The organism is Cohnella nanjingensis (genome assembly GCF_014212125.1).
Classification (GTDB): Bacteria; Bacillota; Bacilli; order Paenibacillales; family Paenibacillaceae; genus Cohnella; species Cohnella nanjingensis.
The window spans coordinates 237,881-254,693 of sequence record NZ_JACJVP010000007.1; the positions used below are offsets into that span (position 1 = coordinate 237,881).

Annotated in this window: 17 protein-coding genes and 1 riboswitch; of the genes, 10 read left to right on the top strand and 7 right to left on the bottom strand. The window is 60.3% G+C overall.

All coding sequences use genetic code 11. The features are described 5' to 3' along the window. Nucleotides 1-163 precede the first annotated feature (163 nt). Nucleotides 164-541 carry a DoxX family protein gene (locus H7C19_RS06990; protein WP_185141856.1) on the top strand — a complete coding sequence of 126 codons (378 nt, stop codon included), beginning with the start codon at nt 164-166 and terminating at the stop codon, nt 539-541. Between the two features lie 121 nt (nt 542-662). Here the strand turns inward: H7C19_RS06990 and H7C19_RS06995 are convergent, their stop codons facing one another. Both H7C19_RS06995 and H7C19_RS07000 read right to left on the bottom strand, forming a co-directional pair. Further along, nucleotides 663-1,856 carry an MFS transporter gene (locus H7C19_RS06995; protein WP_185141857.1) on the bottom strand — a complete coding sequence of 398 codons (1,194 nt, stop codon included), beginning with the start codon at nt 1,854-1,856 and terminating at the stop codon, nt 663-665. A 195-nt stretch (nt 1,857-2,051) separates the two neighbouring features. After that, on the bottom strand, nt 2,052-2,642 hold the full coding sequence (locus tag H7C19_RS07000; protein ID WP_185141858.1) for a TetR/AcrR family transcriptional regulator: 591 nt from the start codon (nt 2,640-2,642) through the stop codon (nt 2,052-2,054). A gap of 133 nt (nt 2,643-2,775) precedes the next feature. On the opposite strand from H7C19_RS07000, the gene H7C19_RS07005 reads away from it, so the two are divergent. The 4 genes from H7C19_RS07005 (at nt 2,776) to H7C19_RS07020 (ending at nt 5,032) form a co-directional block, all read left to right on the top strand. Continuing rightward, a complete protein-coding gene (locus H7C19_RS07005; protein ID WP_185141859.1) occupies nt 2,776-3,087 on the top strand; it encodes an ArsR/SmtB family transcription factor in 312 nt (103 codons plus the stop codon). Between the two features lie 2 nt (nt 3,088-3,089). Then, nucleotides 3,090-3,569, top strand: coding sequence for an SRPBCC family protein (locus H7C19_RS07010; RefSeq protein ID WP_185141860.1), 480 nt, complete (start codon nt 3,090-3,092; stop codon nt 3,567-3,569). Between the two features lie 118 nt (nt 3,570-3,687). Beyond that, entirely contained in the window at nt 3,688-4,140 is a 453-nt protein-coding gene (locus tag H7C19_RS07015; RefSeq protein ID WP_185141861.1) for a MarR family winged helix-turn-helix transcriptional regulator, read from the top strand. A gap of 64 nt (nt 4,141-4,204) precedes the next feature. After that, nucleotides 4,205-5,032, top strand: a complete 828-nt coding sequence (locus H7C19_RS07020) for an NmrA family NAD(P)-binding protein (RefSeq protein ID WP_185141862.1) — start codon at nt 4,205-4,207, stop codon at nt 5,030-5,032. Between the two features lie 70 nt (nt 5,033-5,102). Here the strand turns inward: H7C19_RS07020 and H7C19_RS07025 are convergent, their stop codons facing one another. Then, nucleotides 5,103-5,885 (bottom strand): exodeoxyribonuclease III, encoded by a 783-nt coding sequence (locus H7C19_RS07025; protein WP_185141863.1) that lies wholly within the window; start codon nt 5,883-5,885, stop codon nt 5,103-5,105. Between the two features lie 123 nt (nt 5,886-6,008). Further along, nucleotides 6,009-6,090: riboswitch (ZMP/ZTP riboswitch) on the top strand. Nucleotides 6,091-6,152: 62 nt separating this feature from the next. Between H7C19_RS07025 and H7C19_RS07030 the strand changes: the two genes are divergently transcribed. Further along, nucleotides 6,153-7,010, top strand: coding sequence for a bifunctional 5,10-methylenetetrahydrofolate dehydrogenase/5,10-methenyltetrahydrofolate cyclohydrolase (locus H7C19_RS07030; protein ID WP_185141864.1), 858 nt, complete (start codon nt 6,153-6,155; stop codon nt 7,008-7,010). 11 nt (nt 7,011-7,021) lie between these two features. Here the strand turns inward: H7C19_RS07030 and H7C19_RS07035 are convergent, their stop codons facing one another. After that, entirely contained in the window at nt 7,022-7,582 is a 561-nt protein-coding gene (locus H7C19_RS07035) for a DUF1697 domain-containing protein (protein WP_185141865.1), read from the bottom strand. A gap of 131 nt (nt 7,583-7,713) precedes the next feature. Here H7C19_RS07035 and H7C19_RS07040 point away from each other — a divergent pair, with 131 nt between their 5' ends. Further along, nucleotides 7,714-8,130, top strand: a complete 417-nt coding sequence (locus tag H7C19_RS07040; protein ID WP_185141866.1) for a DUF6157 family protein — start codon at nt 7,714-7,716, stop codon at nt 8,128-8,130. 665 nt (nt 8,131-8,795) lie between these two features. Here H7C19_RS07040 and H7C19_RS07045 read toward each other — a convergent pair. Next, on the bottom strand, nt 8,796-9,584 hold the full coding sequence (locus H7C19_RS07045) for a 3'-5' exonuclease (RefSeq protein ID WP_185141867.1): 789 nt from the start codon (nt 9,582-9,584) through the stop codon (nt 8,796-8,798). A 242-nt stretch (nt 9,585-9,826) separates the two neighbouring features. Continuing rightward, nucleotides 9,827-10,639 carry an SDR family oxidoreductase gene (locus tag H7C19_RS07050; protein ID WP_185141868.1) on the bottom strand — a complete coding sequence of 271 codons (813 nt, stop codon included), beginning with the start codon at nt 10,637-10,639 and terminating at the stop codon, nt 9,827-9,829. Nucleotides 10,640-10,807: 168 nt separating this feature from the next. On the opposite strand from H7C19_RS07050, the gene H7C19_RS07055 reads away from it, so the two are divergent. Next, a complete protein-coding gene (locus H7C19_RS07055; protein ID WP_185141869.1) occupies nt 10,808-11,446 on the top strand; it encodes a TetR/AcrR family transcriptional regulator in 639 nt (212 codons plus the stop codon). A 70-nt stretch (nt 11,447-11,516) separates the two neighbouring features. Here H7C19_RS07055 and H7C19_RS07060 read toward each other — a convergent pair whose 3' ends face one another. Beyond that, nucleotides 11,517-12,881 carry a dicarboxylate/amino acid:cation symporter gene (locus tag H7C19_RS07060; RefSeq protein ID WP_185141870.1) on the bottom strand — a complete coding sequence of 455 codons (1,365 nt, stop codon included), beginning with the start codon at nt 12,879-12,881 and terminating at the stop codon, nt 11,517-11,519. A gap of 255 nt (nt 12,882-13,136) precedes the next feature. Here H7C19_RS07060 and H7C19_RS07065 point away from each other — a divergent pair, with 255 nt between their 5' ends. Together H7C19_RS07065 and H7C19_RS07070 are read left to right on the top strand one after the other, a co-directional pair. After that, complete coding sequence (locus tag H7C19_RS07065) at nt 13,137-15,734, top strand: winged helix-turn-helix domain-containing protein (RefSeq protein WP_185141871.1); 2,598 nt, start codon at nt 13,137-13,139, stop codon at nt 15,732-15,734. A 289-nt stretch (nt 15,735-16,023) separates the two neighbouring features. Continuing rightward, nucleotides 16,024-16,809 carry an enoyl-CoA hydratase/isomerase family protein gene (locus H7C19_RS07070; RefSeq protein WP_185141872.1) on the top strand — a complete coding sequence of 262 codons (786 nt, stop codon included), beginning with the start codon at nt 16,024-16,026 and terminating at the stop codon, nt 16,807-16,809. Nucleotides 16,810-16,813: the final 4 nt, after the last annotated feature.

The following is a 16,813-nucleotide window of genomic DNA, read 5'->3' on the forward strand; positions in this document are numbered from 1 at the left end:
CACGCGTCAGGAGGGAGAGTGCCGCTTGTCCGGAGCGGGTTTTCCCGATAAAAACGATTCGTCTTCTGCCTAGGATGATTCGTTTTCTGCCTAGGATGGAGAAGCCGTTTTTATCGCTCATATAGTTAGAATTCTAATTAACCATCCGCAAGGAGGAACGTCGATGAACAAAGGGATGCGTATTGCAGGTTGGATTGTGGTTGGCGCTGCCGCTTTATTTTTCGTTCAGAACGGCATTCAGAAGCTCGCAGGGGCGGGGCAAATGGTGGAGATGTTCGATGCGTTGGGGTTTCCGGATTGGGCCAGGATCGTCGTCGGATTGGCAGAGCTCGCCGGCGGCATCTTGCTGGCCGTTCCGCGTACGACGCTGTACGCCGCCGCCGCGCTCAGCTTGTTGATGATCGGAGCGGTCGTCTCCGAAGCGAGTGCGGGGCACGGCTTCGAGTCGCTTTTGCCGGCGCAATGGCTGGTCGTATTGGGCGGGATCGCCGGGGTGCGGCTGCGGATCCGGGCAAGAGCGAGGGCCAAGGAGCGGTCTTGAGCCCGGCTTGATCCCCGGGAACAGGGAGCGGCTTTGAGGCCAGCATCATTCCCGGCCTAGGCAGCGTCAGATTGGGTGGGCATCCTTTCTGCGCTGCATGGCGGGAAGGCGTGATCCGCGCTCAGGTCGCCGCCGTCCTCCGTTCCTCCTCTTCTGCCGAACATGGCCTAGGGTGCGCCGCTCCGCCGAGTCGCAGATAGGGAAACAGGGAGACCAGGCCCAGTACCGCCAGGATCGCGCCGACCCAGAGCGGCGATGCGAGGCCGTATCCGGCATCGATCGCAAGTCCCCCGACGGAGGAGCCGACGACTACGCCCAGGCTGATCACGGAGCCGTGCACCGTCGTGACCAGCGTGCCGGTGCCGGATACCCGCGTGATCCGCGTCGACATGGCGGGGTTCATCGGCACGCCGACGATACCGATGACGACGACGGCGAGCATGGCGAGAACCGGCTGATGCCCGAAAAGCCCGAAGAGCGTGAGCGCGGCGGTCAACGCTAGCAAGCCGACGCTCAGGATCGGCATCATGTGCCGGTCCGCCAGTCGGCCGGTCGCGATATTGCCGAGTACGGTCGCCGCGCCGTAGATGCCGAGGAGCAGCGGGATCGTCGAGGGGGCGAAGCCTGCAAGCTCGGTCAGGATCGGCGTGAAGTAGCTGAAGGCGGCGAAGGTCGCCCCGATGATGAGCATGCTCGTCGCATAAGCTGCCCAGAGGTGACGGTTCCTGAAGGCGGCTAGCTCGTCCCGGATGCGGATCGCCGCCGGACGCGGCGTAGCCGGAATGGCCCGCAACGCCAGCAGCCCGGACAGCAGCACGAGCACGACGACCGCCCAGAAGCTGGCGCGCCAGCCGAAGCGCTGGTCGAACAGCATGGCCGCCGGCAGACCGATCGCGGTCGCGACCATGAGGCCGCCGAGGACGACCGATGCCGCCCGTCCCCGCGATTCGGGGCGGACCAGGCTGAAGCAGATGGCGAGCGAGACGCCGAAGCAGGCGGAGGAGGAGATGCCCGTGATGATCCGCGCCGCCATCATCACCCCATAGCTCTCGGCCAGTGCGCCCAGCGACTGTCCGAGGAGGAAGAGGAGAGCGAGCGACAGGAAGGCTTGCTTGCGCGGCAGCTTCAGCAATCCGACCGTGAGCAGGGGTCCTCCTACGATCATCCCTGCCGCATAGGCGGAGATGAGGTAGCCGATCGCCGCGATGGAGACGCCGAATTCCGCGGACAGCGAGGGCAACATGCCGGCGACCATGAACTCGGACGTCGTCTGGGAGAAGATCATAAGGCCCAATACGTAGATCGCAAATGGCATTTGAACAGCTCCTATCTTGGGTTCAAATCAATAATTGTATGGATCAGTACAAAATCGGACGCGCTGCGAAGGATTCCTTTTGGCCGGTCAAGGGATCGATGGCGTCGGGGATCCGACATGCAGGCGGACAGCGCATGCCTATATTGTATGGATCAGTACAGAATTAATCAAAAAAATAAAACGCCTTTCGACCGATCATGCATAGGAGGCCAGCGTTCCTTCGACGATCTGCTCGGCCATCGCACGATTCTGTACGGCGGCGTTCAGTACGCGAAGCCCGTAGTAGCTGCTGAGGAACAAGCTCGCCAGCTCGGAAGTCGTCCGCGGTTGAGGCAGCTCTCCCGCTTGGCGGCCTGCTTCGATCGCCCGTTCCAGGGCTTGCCGGAGCAGCGTCACATGCTGATCGAAGATGCGTTCGACCGCCGGGTCCCGTGACGCGCGCTCCATGGCCGCGTTGATCAGCAAGCAGCCTCTGCGGCCTTCTTGGGAGAAGTCCTCGCGAATCGCCCACTCCAGCAAGCCGCGCAGGCGGCCCTGCAGCGACCCCGGCTGTCTCAGGATCTCGACTTGCGCCTCGATGCCCGCTTCATGATAGCGCAGCAGGGCGTGCTCATACAGCTCGTGCTTGCTGCCGAACGCATTGTACAGACTTCCTCTGCCGAGACCCGTCCGCTTGCACAGGTCTTCCGTCGAGCAGGCTTCGTAACCATTCGCCCAGAACGCTTCCATGGCCGCATCGATGACCGCCGTATCTTTGAATTCGCGCGGTCTGCCGCTTTTGTTCATTCGTCTCGCTCCCCTCCGCAAGTTGTCTTGTAATTAGAATAATTATTTTGTACTGAACTGTCAAATTTAAGAATGTCGGATGTCGCTTTATTCATAACTTGACGGAAATATAACCAATGGGTAATATATAGACATGTCCGATAACCTTTTTGAAGTATTGGCGGAGCCGAAGCGCCGAACGATCCTCGATGCCCTGCGGGTCAAGGAACGTACGGTCGGCGAGCTAGTCGCGCTCACGTCCCTGAGCCAACCCGGCGTCTCCAAGCATTTGCGCATCCTAAGGGAGGCCGGTCTCGTCTCGGCCGCCAAGCATGGGCAGAAGCATCTGTATCGGCTGCATGCGCAGCCGCTAACCGACGTAGACCGCTGGTTGCAGCCTTACCGGCCGCTGTGGCCGGACAAACTGGATGCCCTCGAACGGTATCTGGACGAGGAGGAGTCCTGAAGATGTTGGCAGTCATCGCGCAAGACGAACAAGGGTATACCGTCCGATACGTACGTCATCTCAAGCACCCGGTCGAGAAGGTGTGGGCGATGCTCACGGAGAATGAGAAGCTCTCGAAGTGGTTCTCCGAGCTGAGCGTCGACGACCTCCGCGTAGGGGGCGCCATCAAGTTCGATTTGGGAGACGGCAACGATAAGGAGCTGGAGATCCTGGAGCTGCGGACGCATGAGGTGCTGGCTTACCGATGGGGCGGTGAGGACACGGTCCGCTTCGAGCTGTATCCGGAGCCGGCGGGCTGCAAGCTGGTATTGATTGAACAGGTCAAGCAGCTTACGGATCATACGCCGAAGGATCTGGCCGGCTGGCATGTCTGTCTGGACGTCATCGAAGCGCTGCTGGACGGCCGGACGATCGAGCGAATGGACGAGTGGAAGCTTCGATACGCGGAATACGAGCAGGCGCTCAAGCCGTTCAAGGCATGATGCGGAGACCGTAAGCGCAAGAGGCGGTTTGCCGGCTTTCCGGTACGCATTGACAGGCGCCGGCGATCCCGCTATATTGAGATTAATTAAACATTTAACTAGTTTTGGGGCGGCAGAGATGAAGGAGATTCAGCGATATGTGACGCTGCAGCCGCTTGAGGTCGAGACCTTCTTCGCGATGGTCGACGCGACCGCGGCGCTCATCGGCGTATCGGAGAAGTATTGGCACGCCCAAGGGCTGAACGGCGCTCGCATCCGGATGCTGGTCGAGATCGCCAAGGCCGGCGGCGTCATCCTGCCGTCCGACCTGGCGGCGCGGATCGGCGTGACCAAGCCGAACGTGAGCGTGCTGCTCGCGCCTCTGGAGGAAGCGGGCTACATTCAAAGCTCCAGCCATCCGGAGGACGGGCGCAAGCGGCGGATCGCGCTGACGGCCGAAGGAGAGCGCCTCCTGTTCGAGGCGCTCCCGGGCAACCGGGCGGTCGTCTCCGAGCGGATGGGGCGCTTAAGCGAGCCGGAGATGCGCCAGCTGCTCGCGCTGTTCGCGAAGCTGCGGGAAGAGGCCGATTGATCGGTCTTTTCTTTTCTCTAATTAGTTAAATGTTTAACTATATGAGCGGGAAAGGGTGTTGGATATGACCATTGCAATGACGGGCGCCACCGGGAATCTCGGGCAACTGATCGCCAAGGCTTTGATCCGCGCCGGCCATGCGCCACGTACGATCGCCAGCGTCCGACGTCCGGAGAAGGCCGATAGCCTGTCGATGGCGGGCATCCAAGTCCGACACGGCGACTACGATGCGCCGGACACGCTAGCGGCTTCCTTCCGGGACGCGTCGAAGCTCTTGCTCGTCTCCTCCCCGGAGAGGGACGATGACGTTCGTCTCCGGCAGCATCGGGCCGCGATTCGGGCCGCCGCCCATGCCGGCGTCCGCCACATCGTCTACACGAGCGTCGCCTATCCGGAGAAGGGCAAGCTTCCGCTGCACCGTCTCCATCTGGCTACGGAGCAGGCGATTCGCGAATCCGGCCTCTCGTATACGATCCTCCGCAACGCGGGCTACCTGGACATCGTCCGGTTCCTCGGCGTGCGGGAGGCGGCCTTGAGCGGCATCCTGCTCAGCCCGCCGGGCGACTGGACGTTCAACAACGCGGCGCGGGAAGACCTGGCGCTCGCGGCCGCCGCCGTCCTGACCGAGGAAGGCCACGAGGGCCGAACGTATGAGCTGACGGCTGCGCGCGCGTGGCGGCTGGACGACCTGGCGCGCGCGATCGCGAAGGTCACGGGCAGACGCGTCGCGCACCGCGCGGACCCCGATATGCACGGCGACATCTATCGCCTGCTGCCCTTGTCCGAGTCGCGGCTCGTCTCGCCCGATCTCGCGCGTCTTGCCGGCGGTCCGCTATGGACGATGCAGGACGAGGTGAGGCGGATGTTCGGGGAGACCGCCCGTTCGTCGTGATCGCGCTTCGAGGAGCGGCGCAGCCAGTCGGTCTACTCGTTTGGCAGACGGCGTGTTCCCGGACGTGCCGTTAGACTTGCGCAGGCGGCGGCGCGGTCAGGTCCGCGAACTCGACCGATACGGGACAGTGATCGCTGCCCATCACGTGGCAGTCGATCCTGGCGTCGACGAGCCACGGCGCGAGCCGGGCGGAAGCGAGGAAATAATCGATGCGCCAGCCGACGTTCCGGTCGCGAACGCCCGGCATGTTCGACCACCAGGAAAAGACGTCCGTCCGGTCCGGGTAGAGGTGTCGGAAGGTGTCGATGAAGCCCGCGCCCAGCAGGCGGGTCATCTTGTCCCGTTCCTCGTCGGTGAAGCCGGAGTTGCCCCGGTTGGACTTGGCGTTCTTGATGTCGATCTCTTGGTGCGCCACGTTGAGATCGCCGCAGACGATAACGGGCTTGACCGCGTCCAGCTCCTGCAGGTAGCCGCGGAACCGGTCTTCCCACTCGAGCCGGTAGTCCAGCCGAGACAGGTCCCGTTTGGCGTTCGGCGTATAGACGGTCACCAGATAGAAGGCGTCGAACTCCAGCGTCAGGATGCGCCCTTCGGGCTCGTGATCCTCCTCTATGCCGTAGCGGACCGACAGCGGCTTGATCCGCGTGAACACGGCTGTGCCGGAGTAGCCTTTTTTGACGGCATAATTCCAATAAGCGCCATATGCTTCGCCGTGGTCGAGGCTGATCTGCCCCTCCTGCAGCTTCGTCTCCTGCACGCAAAAGACGTCGGCCCCCGTCTCGGCGAAGTAGTCATTAAAGCCTTTGTTGACGCAGGCCCTTAATCCGTTGACGTTCCACGATACCAGCTTCATCTCGTTACTCCCCCGCAATCTCATACTCTCGTATAAATCAGTGTAACATAGATCGTCCATACAGGCGGAATGCCGTTTGCCGGTTGAACGATCGCGCGTAATCCGGTATGCTCTAATCAGATAACGACTGCGCGTGACTGGCGGAGCATGGGGAACCATGAGGGAGCGCGCGGATATGCGGTAGCCGTACGCCTGGGCAGAGGTAAGGGGATGCGTCCCCTTGCCTTTTTATGTTTTCTGGACCCCCTATAAAAGGAGATGCGGAGCATGACAGAATCGAAGCTAATCTTGGACGGAGCGCGCGTCGCGCAAGCAATCAAGGATGAATTGGCGGGGAAGGTACAGGGGTTGACGAAGCGCGGGATCACACCTTGCTTGGTCACGATTCTGGTCGGCGACGATCCGGCTTCCGCCACGTATGTGCGAATGAAGGGCAATGCCTGCAAACGGCTCGGCATCGAATCGAGACGGGTCGAGCTGGATCGGGAGACGACGACCGAGCAGCTGCTCGCGGCCATCCGGGAGCTGAACGCGGATCCGTCCGTGCACGGCATCCTGCTCCAGCATCCGGTCCCGCATCACATCGACGAGCGTGCCGCCTTCGAGGCGATCGACCTCGCGAAGGACGTGGACGGCGTCACGACGCTGGGCTTCGCCCAGAACGCGTTCGGGATGGCGGCGTATCCTTCCTGCACGCCGGCGGCGATCGTGGCGATCCTCGACTACTACCGGATCCCGATCGAAGGCAAGCATGCCGTCGTGGTGGGCCGCAGCCCGATTCTGGGCAAGCCGGTCTCGCTCATGCTGCTGAACCGGAATGCCACCGTGACGATCTGCCATTCGAAGACGCAGCAGCTCGACCGTATCGTGGGAGCGGGCGACCTCGTGGTAGCGGCGGTCGGCAAGCCGAAGTTCATCCCAGGCAGCTGGATCAAGGAGGGGGCGGTGGTACTCGACGCCGGCTACAATCCGGGCAATATCGGCGATGTCGACTACGAAGCTTGCCTGGAGCGAGCCGGCGCGATCACGCCGGTACCCGCAGGCGTAGGACCCGTCACGATCGCCATGCTGCTGAAGCATACGGTGGACGCGGCGGAGAAGCGGACTTCCTCGTTCGAATCCTAAAGCGTGGGGATCTATTCGGCCATCTCCCGCGCCATGGCGGCGAGCTTGGTGATCGTCTTCCAGTTGCGGTTCGTCGACGGGATCTTCATCTTGTGGACATCGACCCCCAGCTTGGAATTGCGGATGCTGAGGTCGAACAACAAGTAGACGTCGCGTCCGACGATCCGGAACGATTCGTTTTCATAGTTCGACGAATTCAGCTTGGCGAGGGATTCGGCCGGCGGCGCTTCGGTCAGCATGGAGACGTAGAGGCTCTCCTTCTCCGACTTGGCGTCCGCCGCCGCGATCTCCTCCGCGGTGAACGGGCATCGCGCCAAGATGTTCTCAAGCTCCTCCGCCGTGCGGAAGACAAATCGCGAGGAGAAGCCGAACCGCGCTTCGAACGCCGGCTCGATGCGCGCGCGCAGCGTCTCCTCGTCCTCGTCCGACGCGAAGAGGACATTCCCGCTCTGGATATAGGTCTGCACGCGCGCGAAGCCCATCTCCGCGAACATGCGCTTCAGCTCGTCCATCTTCACCTTGTTGTTGCCTCCGACATTGATGCCGCGGAGCAATCCGACATAAACGGCCATCTCTCGTTCTCCCTCCGATATGGATGATGCATCCATCATAGCAGAAATCGGGAGCCTGATTCGACTGACCGGATTTGTCAGGGTTAGTGGGGTATAATGGGGAGAACGAACCTTCCGGAGGAGGGATAGAGATGAACCACAACTACTACAATACGTTCATTACGGTGTCGCGGGACTGTCCAGCGGAGCGAGGGATGGTGCCTCCGGACAAGAAAAACGGGCAGACGAAGCCGAGCATCGAGTTTGAGCTCGCTGCGGATCACCCCTACACCTATACCCAGGAACAACTGCTCTACGAGGTTTATGTTCGTCACCAGGGGATTCCCGAAGCCGAGCGGGGCAGCGCATTGTTCGAAGCGTTCCACGAAAAGCCGAAGCCCTGTCTGCGCGCCTCGATGCTCCCGAAGAAGTACGGCTGGGGCATTCACTTCAATGCCGAGGGCAAGCTGGCGCTCTACCCGGTCGAGTCGCCGGAGTACCGCGCCTTCGCGGACGGAGAGTACAAGGACGTCCAACTGGTCCCGGCGATGGCGAACAGCAAGAAGTAGGGGCGCCGCAGGGGATGGAGAGCCGTCGGGAGCAGCAACGTCGAGGCGTGGGAATCCGTCACAAGAAGTCTCATGTCGGGAGCAGCAACGTCGAGGCGTGGGAATCCGTCACGAGAAGCCTCATGCGACGTAACGGCAGCGACAACCGGAAGAAGGGCCGTCTCCGATTCATGAGCGGGGTTTCAAACCGACATGAGCGGGCGACGGCCCTTTTTGGGCAGCTGTTTGGCCGATGAAGCGAGCGAGGGAGCGGGGCGATCCGAATCGCTGCGCACTCGGAAGTCGAATCAGTCGCGCGCCCTCCCGAGCGATTAGTTGCATTTGTACAACTTATTTCAGCGGAAAGGCGGCTTAAAGCCGATTTAGTTGCATCTGTACAACTTATTTGGCGGATATCGGCCTTTTCGAGAAGGATCCTCGAAATAAGTTGTACATTTACAACAAGTAACGTCCAGGGGCCGGTTTTCGCTCCAATAAGATGTACTTTTGCAACTTATCGGCGTCCGGACCCAAGCGGCCCTCCCGCCGCCCGCCGTATAAGCAGGTGGCGTGCGATAGCCGTCGTGCTGCGCCCTGACGCACGGACCTGTCGGCGCCGGAAACGGGCGACGGGCGAGCCGCAGCGTAGCGGCCCTCGCGCCGTATAGCGCGAGTCCCGCTTTCCGTTATTCCGCCTCGGGCTTCTTGGGGGCCGGGGGCTTGTCCTTTTTCTTCACGCGTTCGGCGTCGAAGTATTCCCGCAGCTCCGCGGCTTTCCGCGGGTCCGTCAGCTCGATCTTGCCTTTCAGGTGATTTTCCGCGAGCAGTTCCCATTCGGGGGCGATCTTCTGCGCCGCCATCGCGCGGATGGCGTTCTTCACCAATCTGCGCTCCTTGGCGTTGGTGTAGGTATCCTTGAAGCGCTGCTTGCGTTCGAAGTCGAGCTCGGCGAAGATCTTCCGGAAGATCTCGCTCGTCATGCGCGCGTCGTCGAGCGCGCGGTGAGCGGAGCCCTCGGCCGGGATCTCCAGATCCTGCAGCGCGGCCTCGACGCTCACGTCGTTCGTGACGTTCTTGAAGCGCAGGTATCCCTTCAGCAGATCGAAGTAGTCGACGCCGAGCCAGTAGGCGTCATCCAGCTTGTGCATCCGCGTGTCGAACACGATGCGCTTCAGATCCTCCCCGCCCCAAGTGAGGAGCAGGAACGAATCGTTGCTCCCAAGCCACGCCTTGAAATCTCCGATGACTTTGACGAAGCCGGAAGCCGTATCGATTTCCTCTTGGGCGATGCCGGTCTTTTTCTTAATGAAGCTGTTGAGCTTGGAGAAGTACACCGGCTTCACCATGGCCGAGAAGACGTCCTTCGGCTCCAGCGAGGCGTCCAGCCGGACCGCCCCGATCTCGATCACCTCCATCGGCAGCTCGCTCGCGAACTTGCGGCCGTTGAATTCAATGTCCAGTACGATATAATCCAACCCGATTCCTCCGATCGATCTTGCGTGTATCCATTCTATCAAAATTAAGCGGTTCTAGCACAAGCCTCCGCGGCATCGTTTCCCGTCCGCTTCGACGACATCGAAAAGGGTCAACCCGTCTGAACGGGCTGACCCTTCTTCCGTACCTCGGACAAGCAGGATTGTCGATCGATGATCCGCATCCTGCCGCATCCTGCATCCTGACGCCCATCGCCTTTTGGCGCGATCAACGCCTTGCCGAATTACCGGAAGTTAGCCGCGATGATCTCCATGAACTCTTCGTCCGGCTTCCCGGCCCGTAAATTCATGAGGAAATGCGCGTCTTCTCCGGCCAGGTATCTTAAACGGTCCGACGGATCGGTCGCCGCATCGTAGATCGCCTTGGCGATGGCTTCCGGCGAGGAGACGTTCGTCTGGAAGCTGTCCATTTGCTTTTGAAGCACCGTCTCCGCATAGGCCCGGTACGACTCCAAGGTTTCGTCCGACAGGATGTCCAGGGACCGCCCCGTAAAGTCGGTGGAGACGTTGCCGGGTTCGACGACTTTTACTTTGATGTTCTGCGTCCCCAATTCGTAGTAGAGCGACTCGGAGAAGCCTTCGACCGCCCACTTGCTCGCGTGGTACAGCGTAAGCAGCGGGAAGGTGATGCGGCCTCCGATGGAAGAGACGTTAATGATCGTGCCTGTCCCGTTGGAACGGAAGTGGGGCAGAATCGCTTGGGTGGCGTACATCGGGCCAAACACATTTACATCGAACTGCCGCTTCATCTGCTCGGGATCGGCCGCTTCAAATACGCCAAAAGCCGCGTACCCGGCATTGTTGAGGAGCACGTCGATCTTGCCGAACTGCCGAATGCCGGACGCGATGGCCTCTTGGATGGTAGGAGGTTGTTCGACGTCCAAACGGGTGACCAGCACGCGCGGCAGTTGATTCAGTTCCGTCTCTTGCTCCGGCGAACGCATAGTGGCGACTACATGCCATCCTTGATCCGCAAAATACCGTGCGGTTGCGCGTCCAATACCCGAAGAAGCACCTGTGATTAAGATCGTGTTCATGCCATTTTCCTCCTCTGATCTAGGATATGGATGAAGTATACAATGAAAAAGTTACAAAGTAAACAAATTTAATTAAATTAGTAAATATCATTACTTTCATTAGTTTCGTTTACTTTCGAGGGCTGCGGGGGATATAATGGCTAGAGAGGTTTTGGGAGGGTTTCTAAGATGGCAAATACGATGGGCAGCTTGAAGTATATCGAGAAGATAAAGCCCGTCCTGCGAAAAAATAAATTCAGCCAACTCAAGATGGACGACATCGCCAAGCATATGGATATCAGCAAGGTGACGTTATACAAGCATTTCTCGTCGCGCGACGATATTATTCAAATGGTCGTCGGGCATTATAGCGATTATCTGCTTGAAGCGGATGCCGCCGTTCAGGACGACACGATCCCGTTCGCGGAACGATTCCTGAAGATCTACGAGACTTCTCTGAAGTGCGTGGTCTACGTCAGCGATCTGTTCCTGCAGGATCTCAAAGAAAGCTATCCTTCCTTGTGGGAGAACCTGCTCACGGCTCAGCAGAAACGCAATCAGGCCTTGCAGTCGTTCTTTGAGGAAGGGATGGCGCGGGGCGTATTCAACAAGATGAACGCCGCGATCTTTATGGTTCAGGACGATGCGACGTTAAGACAGATCATGGATCCGTCCTTTGCCATACAATACGACCTTACGTTGAAGCAGGCCCTGATGGATTACTACCAGTTGAAGAAGTATCAGCTGTTCAAGCCGGAGCATCTGATTGCGGCGGACGATTCCGCGGCGGAGAAGGAAATCGTTCAAATCCTGCAAACGTTAAAATAGTGCGATGCGCGAAAAAGAGCCTCAGACGCCGCCGAATGGCGGGTTCTGAGGCTGTTTAGGCTTCCCCGGCTTAAGCCGGATTCAAGATCGCTTCGTCCTCTTCCTCCCGCTCGAATGCCGCGCGGTCGAATTCGCCTTCGGACTTGGCGACGAGGAGGGACGTGACCGTCGTGCCGGTCGCGTTGACGGCCGTGCGGCCCATATCGATGAGCGCTTCGACGCCCGCGACGATCGCCATGCCTTCGAGCGGCAGGCCGAGCGCGGTGAGGACGACCGTCGTCGAGATGGTGGCCGGTCCAGGCACGCCCGCGACGCCGATCGAAGAGATGATGCTGATCGCCACGAGGAGCAGATAGTCGGTGAAGGTGAGGTTGATTCCGTACACCTCCGCCGTGAAGATCGCGACGATCGCCGGCCAGACGCCGCCGCAGCCGTTGAAGTTCACGGAGGCGCCGAGCGGCGCCACGAAGCTGGCGATCCGCGGAGACACGTGCAGGCGCTTCGTGATCACTTCCAGGTTGACGGGCAGCGTCGCGTAGCTGCTCCGCGTCGTGAACGCGACCGCGATCGTCGGATAGATCTTGCGGAAGAACCGGAGCGGATTCACCTTCGCGACCAGCCAGACGAGGCCGCCGAAGACGATCACGAAGTGGAGGATCAGCGCGACGTACGAAGTTACGATGACGCTGCCGAGCTCCTGCAGCGTATCCCACCCGTATTTGGCCGTGATGCCGGCGATCAGCGCGAACACGCCGTACGGAGTCAGGCGAATGACGAACTTGACGACCTGATGCAGCACTTGGGTCAGCGAGTCGATGAGGTTGCGCACGGGCCGCACGGCCTCAGGCTTCTTGGAGCCGACCTTGATGATCGCGACCGCCAGGAAGATCGCGAAGATCAGGAGCGGCACCACTTGGCCTTGCGCCGCTTCGTTGACCGGGTTGGAAGGCACCAGGCTCAAGATCACGTCGGAGAACGTCGGGATCTCGCGCGCCTGGAAGCCTTCCGGCACGGCCTGCTTGATGCCCGAGCCGGGGTTGAACAACAGCGCGATCAGCAGACCGATGATCGAGGCGACGCCGGTCGTGCCGAGGAACCAGGCGAACGTCTTGAGTCCGATCTTGCGCAGCGCCTCCAGATTCGTGAGCGAGGCGATGCTGTTCAGTACGAGTACGAACACGAGCGGGACGACCAGCATGCGGATCAAGCTCACGTAGATGCTGCCGAACGTGGTGATGCCCTTGGTCTCCACGTCCCAGTTCTGAATGACGATGCCCACGACCACCCCGAGACCGAGCCCGATCAGCACGCGCGTGCCGAAGCCGAGACGTTTGCGGGCCAGGTAGTACAGAATCCCGAAGACGACGATGGAGATGACGAAGCTGAGCCAGTTGGTCTCGATCGCTTGCAGCAGGTTGTTGTGAACCTTATCCATTGCCCGAATCCCTCCTAGACGAAGTTGCTTAATGGGGATAAAGATGGCATGTAGACAATCCACAGCGCTGATATTGCCATCTATATGAAGGTTCGTCGATCCGTATGCGCCGAATGTCACCCCGCGATACGCGCAAGGTTCCCGTTCGACGGGGAGCGCGTGGCGGAATGGACTAGGGTCTTGTCGGGATTCGCGTTGTATGTTAAAGTTCCGACAAAGAATGCGGCCCAGGGGCACTCGGAAAGGATGGCGCCCATGTTAAACGAGAGACGCGACAATCAATCCCTGCTCTTATCGAAACTGACGATTCCTCCGTCGCATGCCCCTTCCGTGCCCCGTCCGCGCCTGATCGCCCGGTTGAACGAGGGATTGCCCCGTAAAGCGACATTCATCGCGGCACCGGCCGGTTACGGCAAGACGACGCTGGTCGGCGATTGGGCGAGACAGTTGGATGCGCCTGTCGGGTGGTTGTCGCTGGACGACAAGGATAACGATCTGATCCGGTTCTGGAACTACGTAACGAAAGCCCTCGCGCGGGCGATCGGCAGCTTGTCCGACGCTCTCTATGCGGCAGCCGCGACGCTGGTTCCCGGCCTGTACGAACCGTTCCTCGTCGCGCTGCTGAACGAGCTGAACGGTTTGCGAGAACCGCTGGTCCTCGTGCTCGACGATTGGCATGTCGTTCGCGATCCGGATATCATCGCTTCCGTCTCCTATTTCCTGGAGTATTTGCCGGCGCCGGCGCATCTTTGCTTCGCCAGCCGCACCGCCGCCGCAGGGTTCGCGAAGGCGAGATGGATCAGCCGGGGTTGGATTCAGGAGATGCGCGAGGAGCAATTGCGCTTCGATCTGCAGGAGACCGTGGCGTTCTTCCGGATCTTTGCGGAGCGGGAGCTGCGTAGAGATCAGATTGAACGGTTCCTGTCCGAGACCGAGGGCTGGGTGACGGGGCTGAAGCTGATCTCTTTGTCTTTGCGGGACAGCGGGCGGACGGCGGCGCTTGCGCGCGGACATTCCGGCGGCGAACGGGTCGAGTCCTTTTTGCTGGAGGAAGTGTTTGAATCGCTGGACGAGCCTACGCGGCGATTTCTAATGGACGTGTCTATCCTTCGGCGGATGAACGGACCGCTATGCGAAGCGGTGTCCGGCGAGAAGGGGGCGGAGAGGCTGGCGGAGCTGGCCCGGATCAACTTGTTCCTTATTCCGTTGGACGAGGACAAGATTTGGTACAGGTTCCACCATCTGTTCGGCGAATTTCTGCAGAAACAGCAGAGACGCCGTGATCCCGGCCGGACGAACGCGCTGTTCCAAGCGGCCGCCGCTTGGTGCGAATCGCAGGAGCTGCTCGAAGAAGCGGTGGACTACTACATGGCCGGAGCGTGCTATGCCGAGGCCGTGCGTTTGCTCGAAGAGATGCGGAGCATGATGATCCGCAGGGAGTTCTCGACGCTGAGGGTCTGGTTGTCGGCCATCCCCCAGCAACTGCTCATGGAGCACCCCTATCTCTACTTCTCGTATATTTTGTCCTTGCTGTGGGCGCATGATCTCGATCCGGCGGAACGGCATCTGCGGCTGGCCGAGCGGCATTACGAGACTTCATCGGCAAGCTGGACGCCGGAAGAGCAGAACCGCTATTTGGGCTACCTGTATTTTGTGAGGAACTTCAAAGCGACCCAATACGAGATGGACATGGTCAAGGGCCTGGCATACATCCGTCTCTCGCTGCAGCATAGCCCGGCAGGGACGGATCTGATCTTCGCGTCCCCGCAGATGCCGCTCTGTCCCTCCATCTATCGATCGTACAACGGCAAGAGAGGCAAGCACCTGCCCCGAGGCCTCTCGGACGACTTCTTCCATAGCATGATCGACTTCATGCGGCAGATGGGACTGCACGATTCGGTCCTTGTGTGCTACGGAGAATTGCTGTACGAGCGGGGGGAGCTGGAGGAAGCAGAGCATTACCTGAAGCTGGGGCTGCAAGGTCGGAGCCAGGCGCACTATCAACCGGAGAAGGTCTATGTCCCCGCGAGCCTGTTCCTGTCGCGCATCAGCAGAGCCGGGCAGGACGTCGCACAAGCGGAAAAGTGGCTGGAAGAGGCCGGCAAGAGAGCGTCGGAAGACGGGGCCGAGAACGCGTCCATACTGCTCGATGCGGAGGCGGCCGCGCTGCAGCTGGATGCGGGAGACGCGTCCGCGGCCGTCGAATGGGAGGAGCGCTACAGGCTCACGCCGGATGATCCGGTGTCCGTCTATCAGTTGTTCGCGTACAATTTCCTTGTCCGCGTGCTGATGGAGACCGACCGCGGCCGGGAGGCATGGTCGCTCGCGGAGAGGCTGCTCCTCATCGCGGTCAAGGGCCATCGCCCGATGGACGCCCTGGAGCTGCTAGTGCTCCAGGCGATGATGCTGCGGGCGGCGGGCAGGCAGGAGCAAGCGATGTTGAAGCTCGAAGAGGCGCTCAAGTACGCGCAACCGGACGACTACACCCGGGTCTTCATCGACAAAGGCCAGCCGATCGCGGCGCTGCTCGCGGACTATGTCCAGCAGCGGCAGAAGGGCAACATTCGGGACAAGCACGCGCCGCAGCTCGCCTATGTACGCAAGATTCTGTCCGGCTACGGCGGAGCGACCGTCTCGCCGATGAATGCAGTCGCCGCGCTGGAGACGCTGCTGACGCCGCGGGAGCACGCGATATTCCGCCATATGGAGGAAGGGCTGGACAACGCGGCGATCGCCGAGACGCTCGGCATCGGCATGGGTACCCTGAAGGCGCATATTAACCGGATCTACAGCAAGCTGCAAGCGAACAACCGGGTGGAAGCGATCAAGCGCGGCAAGGAACTGCAGGGTTAGACGGTAATATCAAGGAATTCGAGGGAGACTCGCCGAAGCGGCGGGTCTCTTTTTTTCGCCCGCCAAGTCGGGGTGTCAGCGAGTATATCCGAATCCGCAATTGTGACCTTGATGCGCCGTCCGTCGGTGCTTCAAGGTATTTTGGCATGGACCGCGCCGAAGCCGTCGGCTAACCGAATTCGTCTAACGTTTCGTTATCGAAGTTAAATATCGGTTATATATTCTCTCTACCCCCGACCTTATGATGAGGGGGTAAGACGATTACCGTTCAACGAGAGGGGTTGTCGGAATGGGGACTTCTTCTAAGTACTTGCAGCAGGAAGAGCGGGAAGGCGTGCTTCTCGCGATCATTCGGCGGGAAGAGAAACTGAACGCGATGAACGACGACTTGATGGCCGAATTGACGGACTGCTTCCAGCGCCTTCAAGAGCGGAACGATATCCGGGCGGTCGTCCTGACCGGCACGGGCAAAGGGTTTATGGCCGGGGCGGATATCGAGGGATACAACGGCTTCGACGTCGGTCGGTTTTTCGCTTTTCAGCAGAAGGGGCGCAGCCTGTACCGCGCCGTCGAAAGCTGCCCGCAACCCGTCATCGCTGCCGTTAACGGGTACGCGCTAGGCGGGGGATTCGAGCTCGCGCTTTCCTGCGATCTGGTCATCGCTTCGGAGAAGGCGAAGTTCGGGCTGCCGGAAGTGAAGCTGGGGCTCGTCCCCGGAGGAGGAGGCGTGCAGAAAATCGCGCGGATCGTCGGTCCGTTCGTGGCCAGGGAATTGACGATGACCGGACGGTTCGTGACCGCGGAGGAAGGTAAGGCGCTGGGGTTCGTCAATCAAGTAACGGAGCCGGACAAGCTGCTCGAAACCGCGACGGCGTTCGCGCGAACGATCGCGGATCAGGCGCCGTTGGCCGTTCAGGCGTTAAAGAGGCTGATCCACGAAGGCCGGGACGCCAGTCTCGAAACCGCGCAAGCGTACGACCGGTCTTATCTCGCCAACCTGTTCCATAGCGCGGACGGCAAAGAAGGCATCGCGGCTTTCTCGGAGAAAAGGACGCCCAAGTTTACCGGCAAATAGCCGC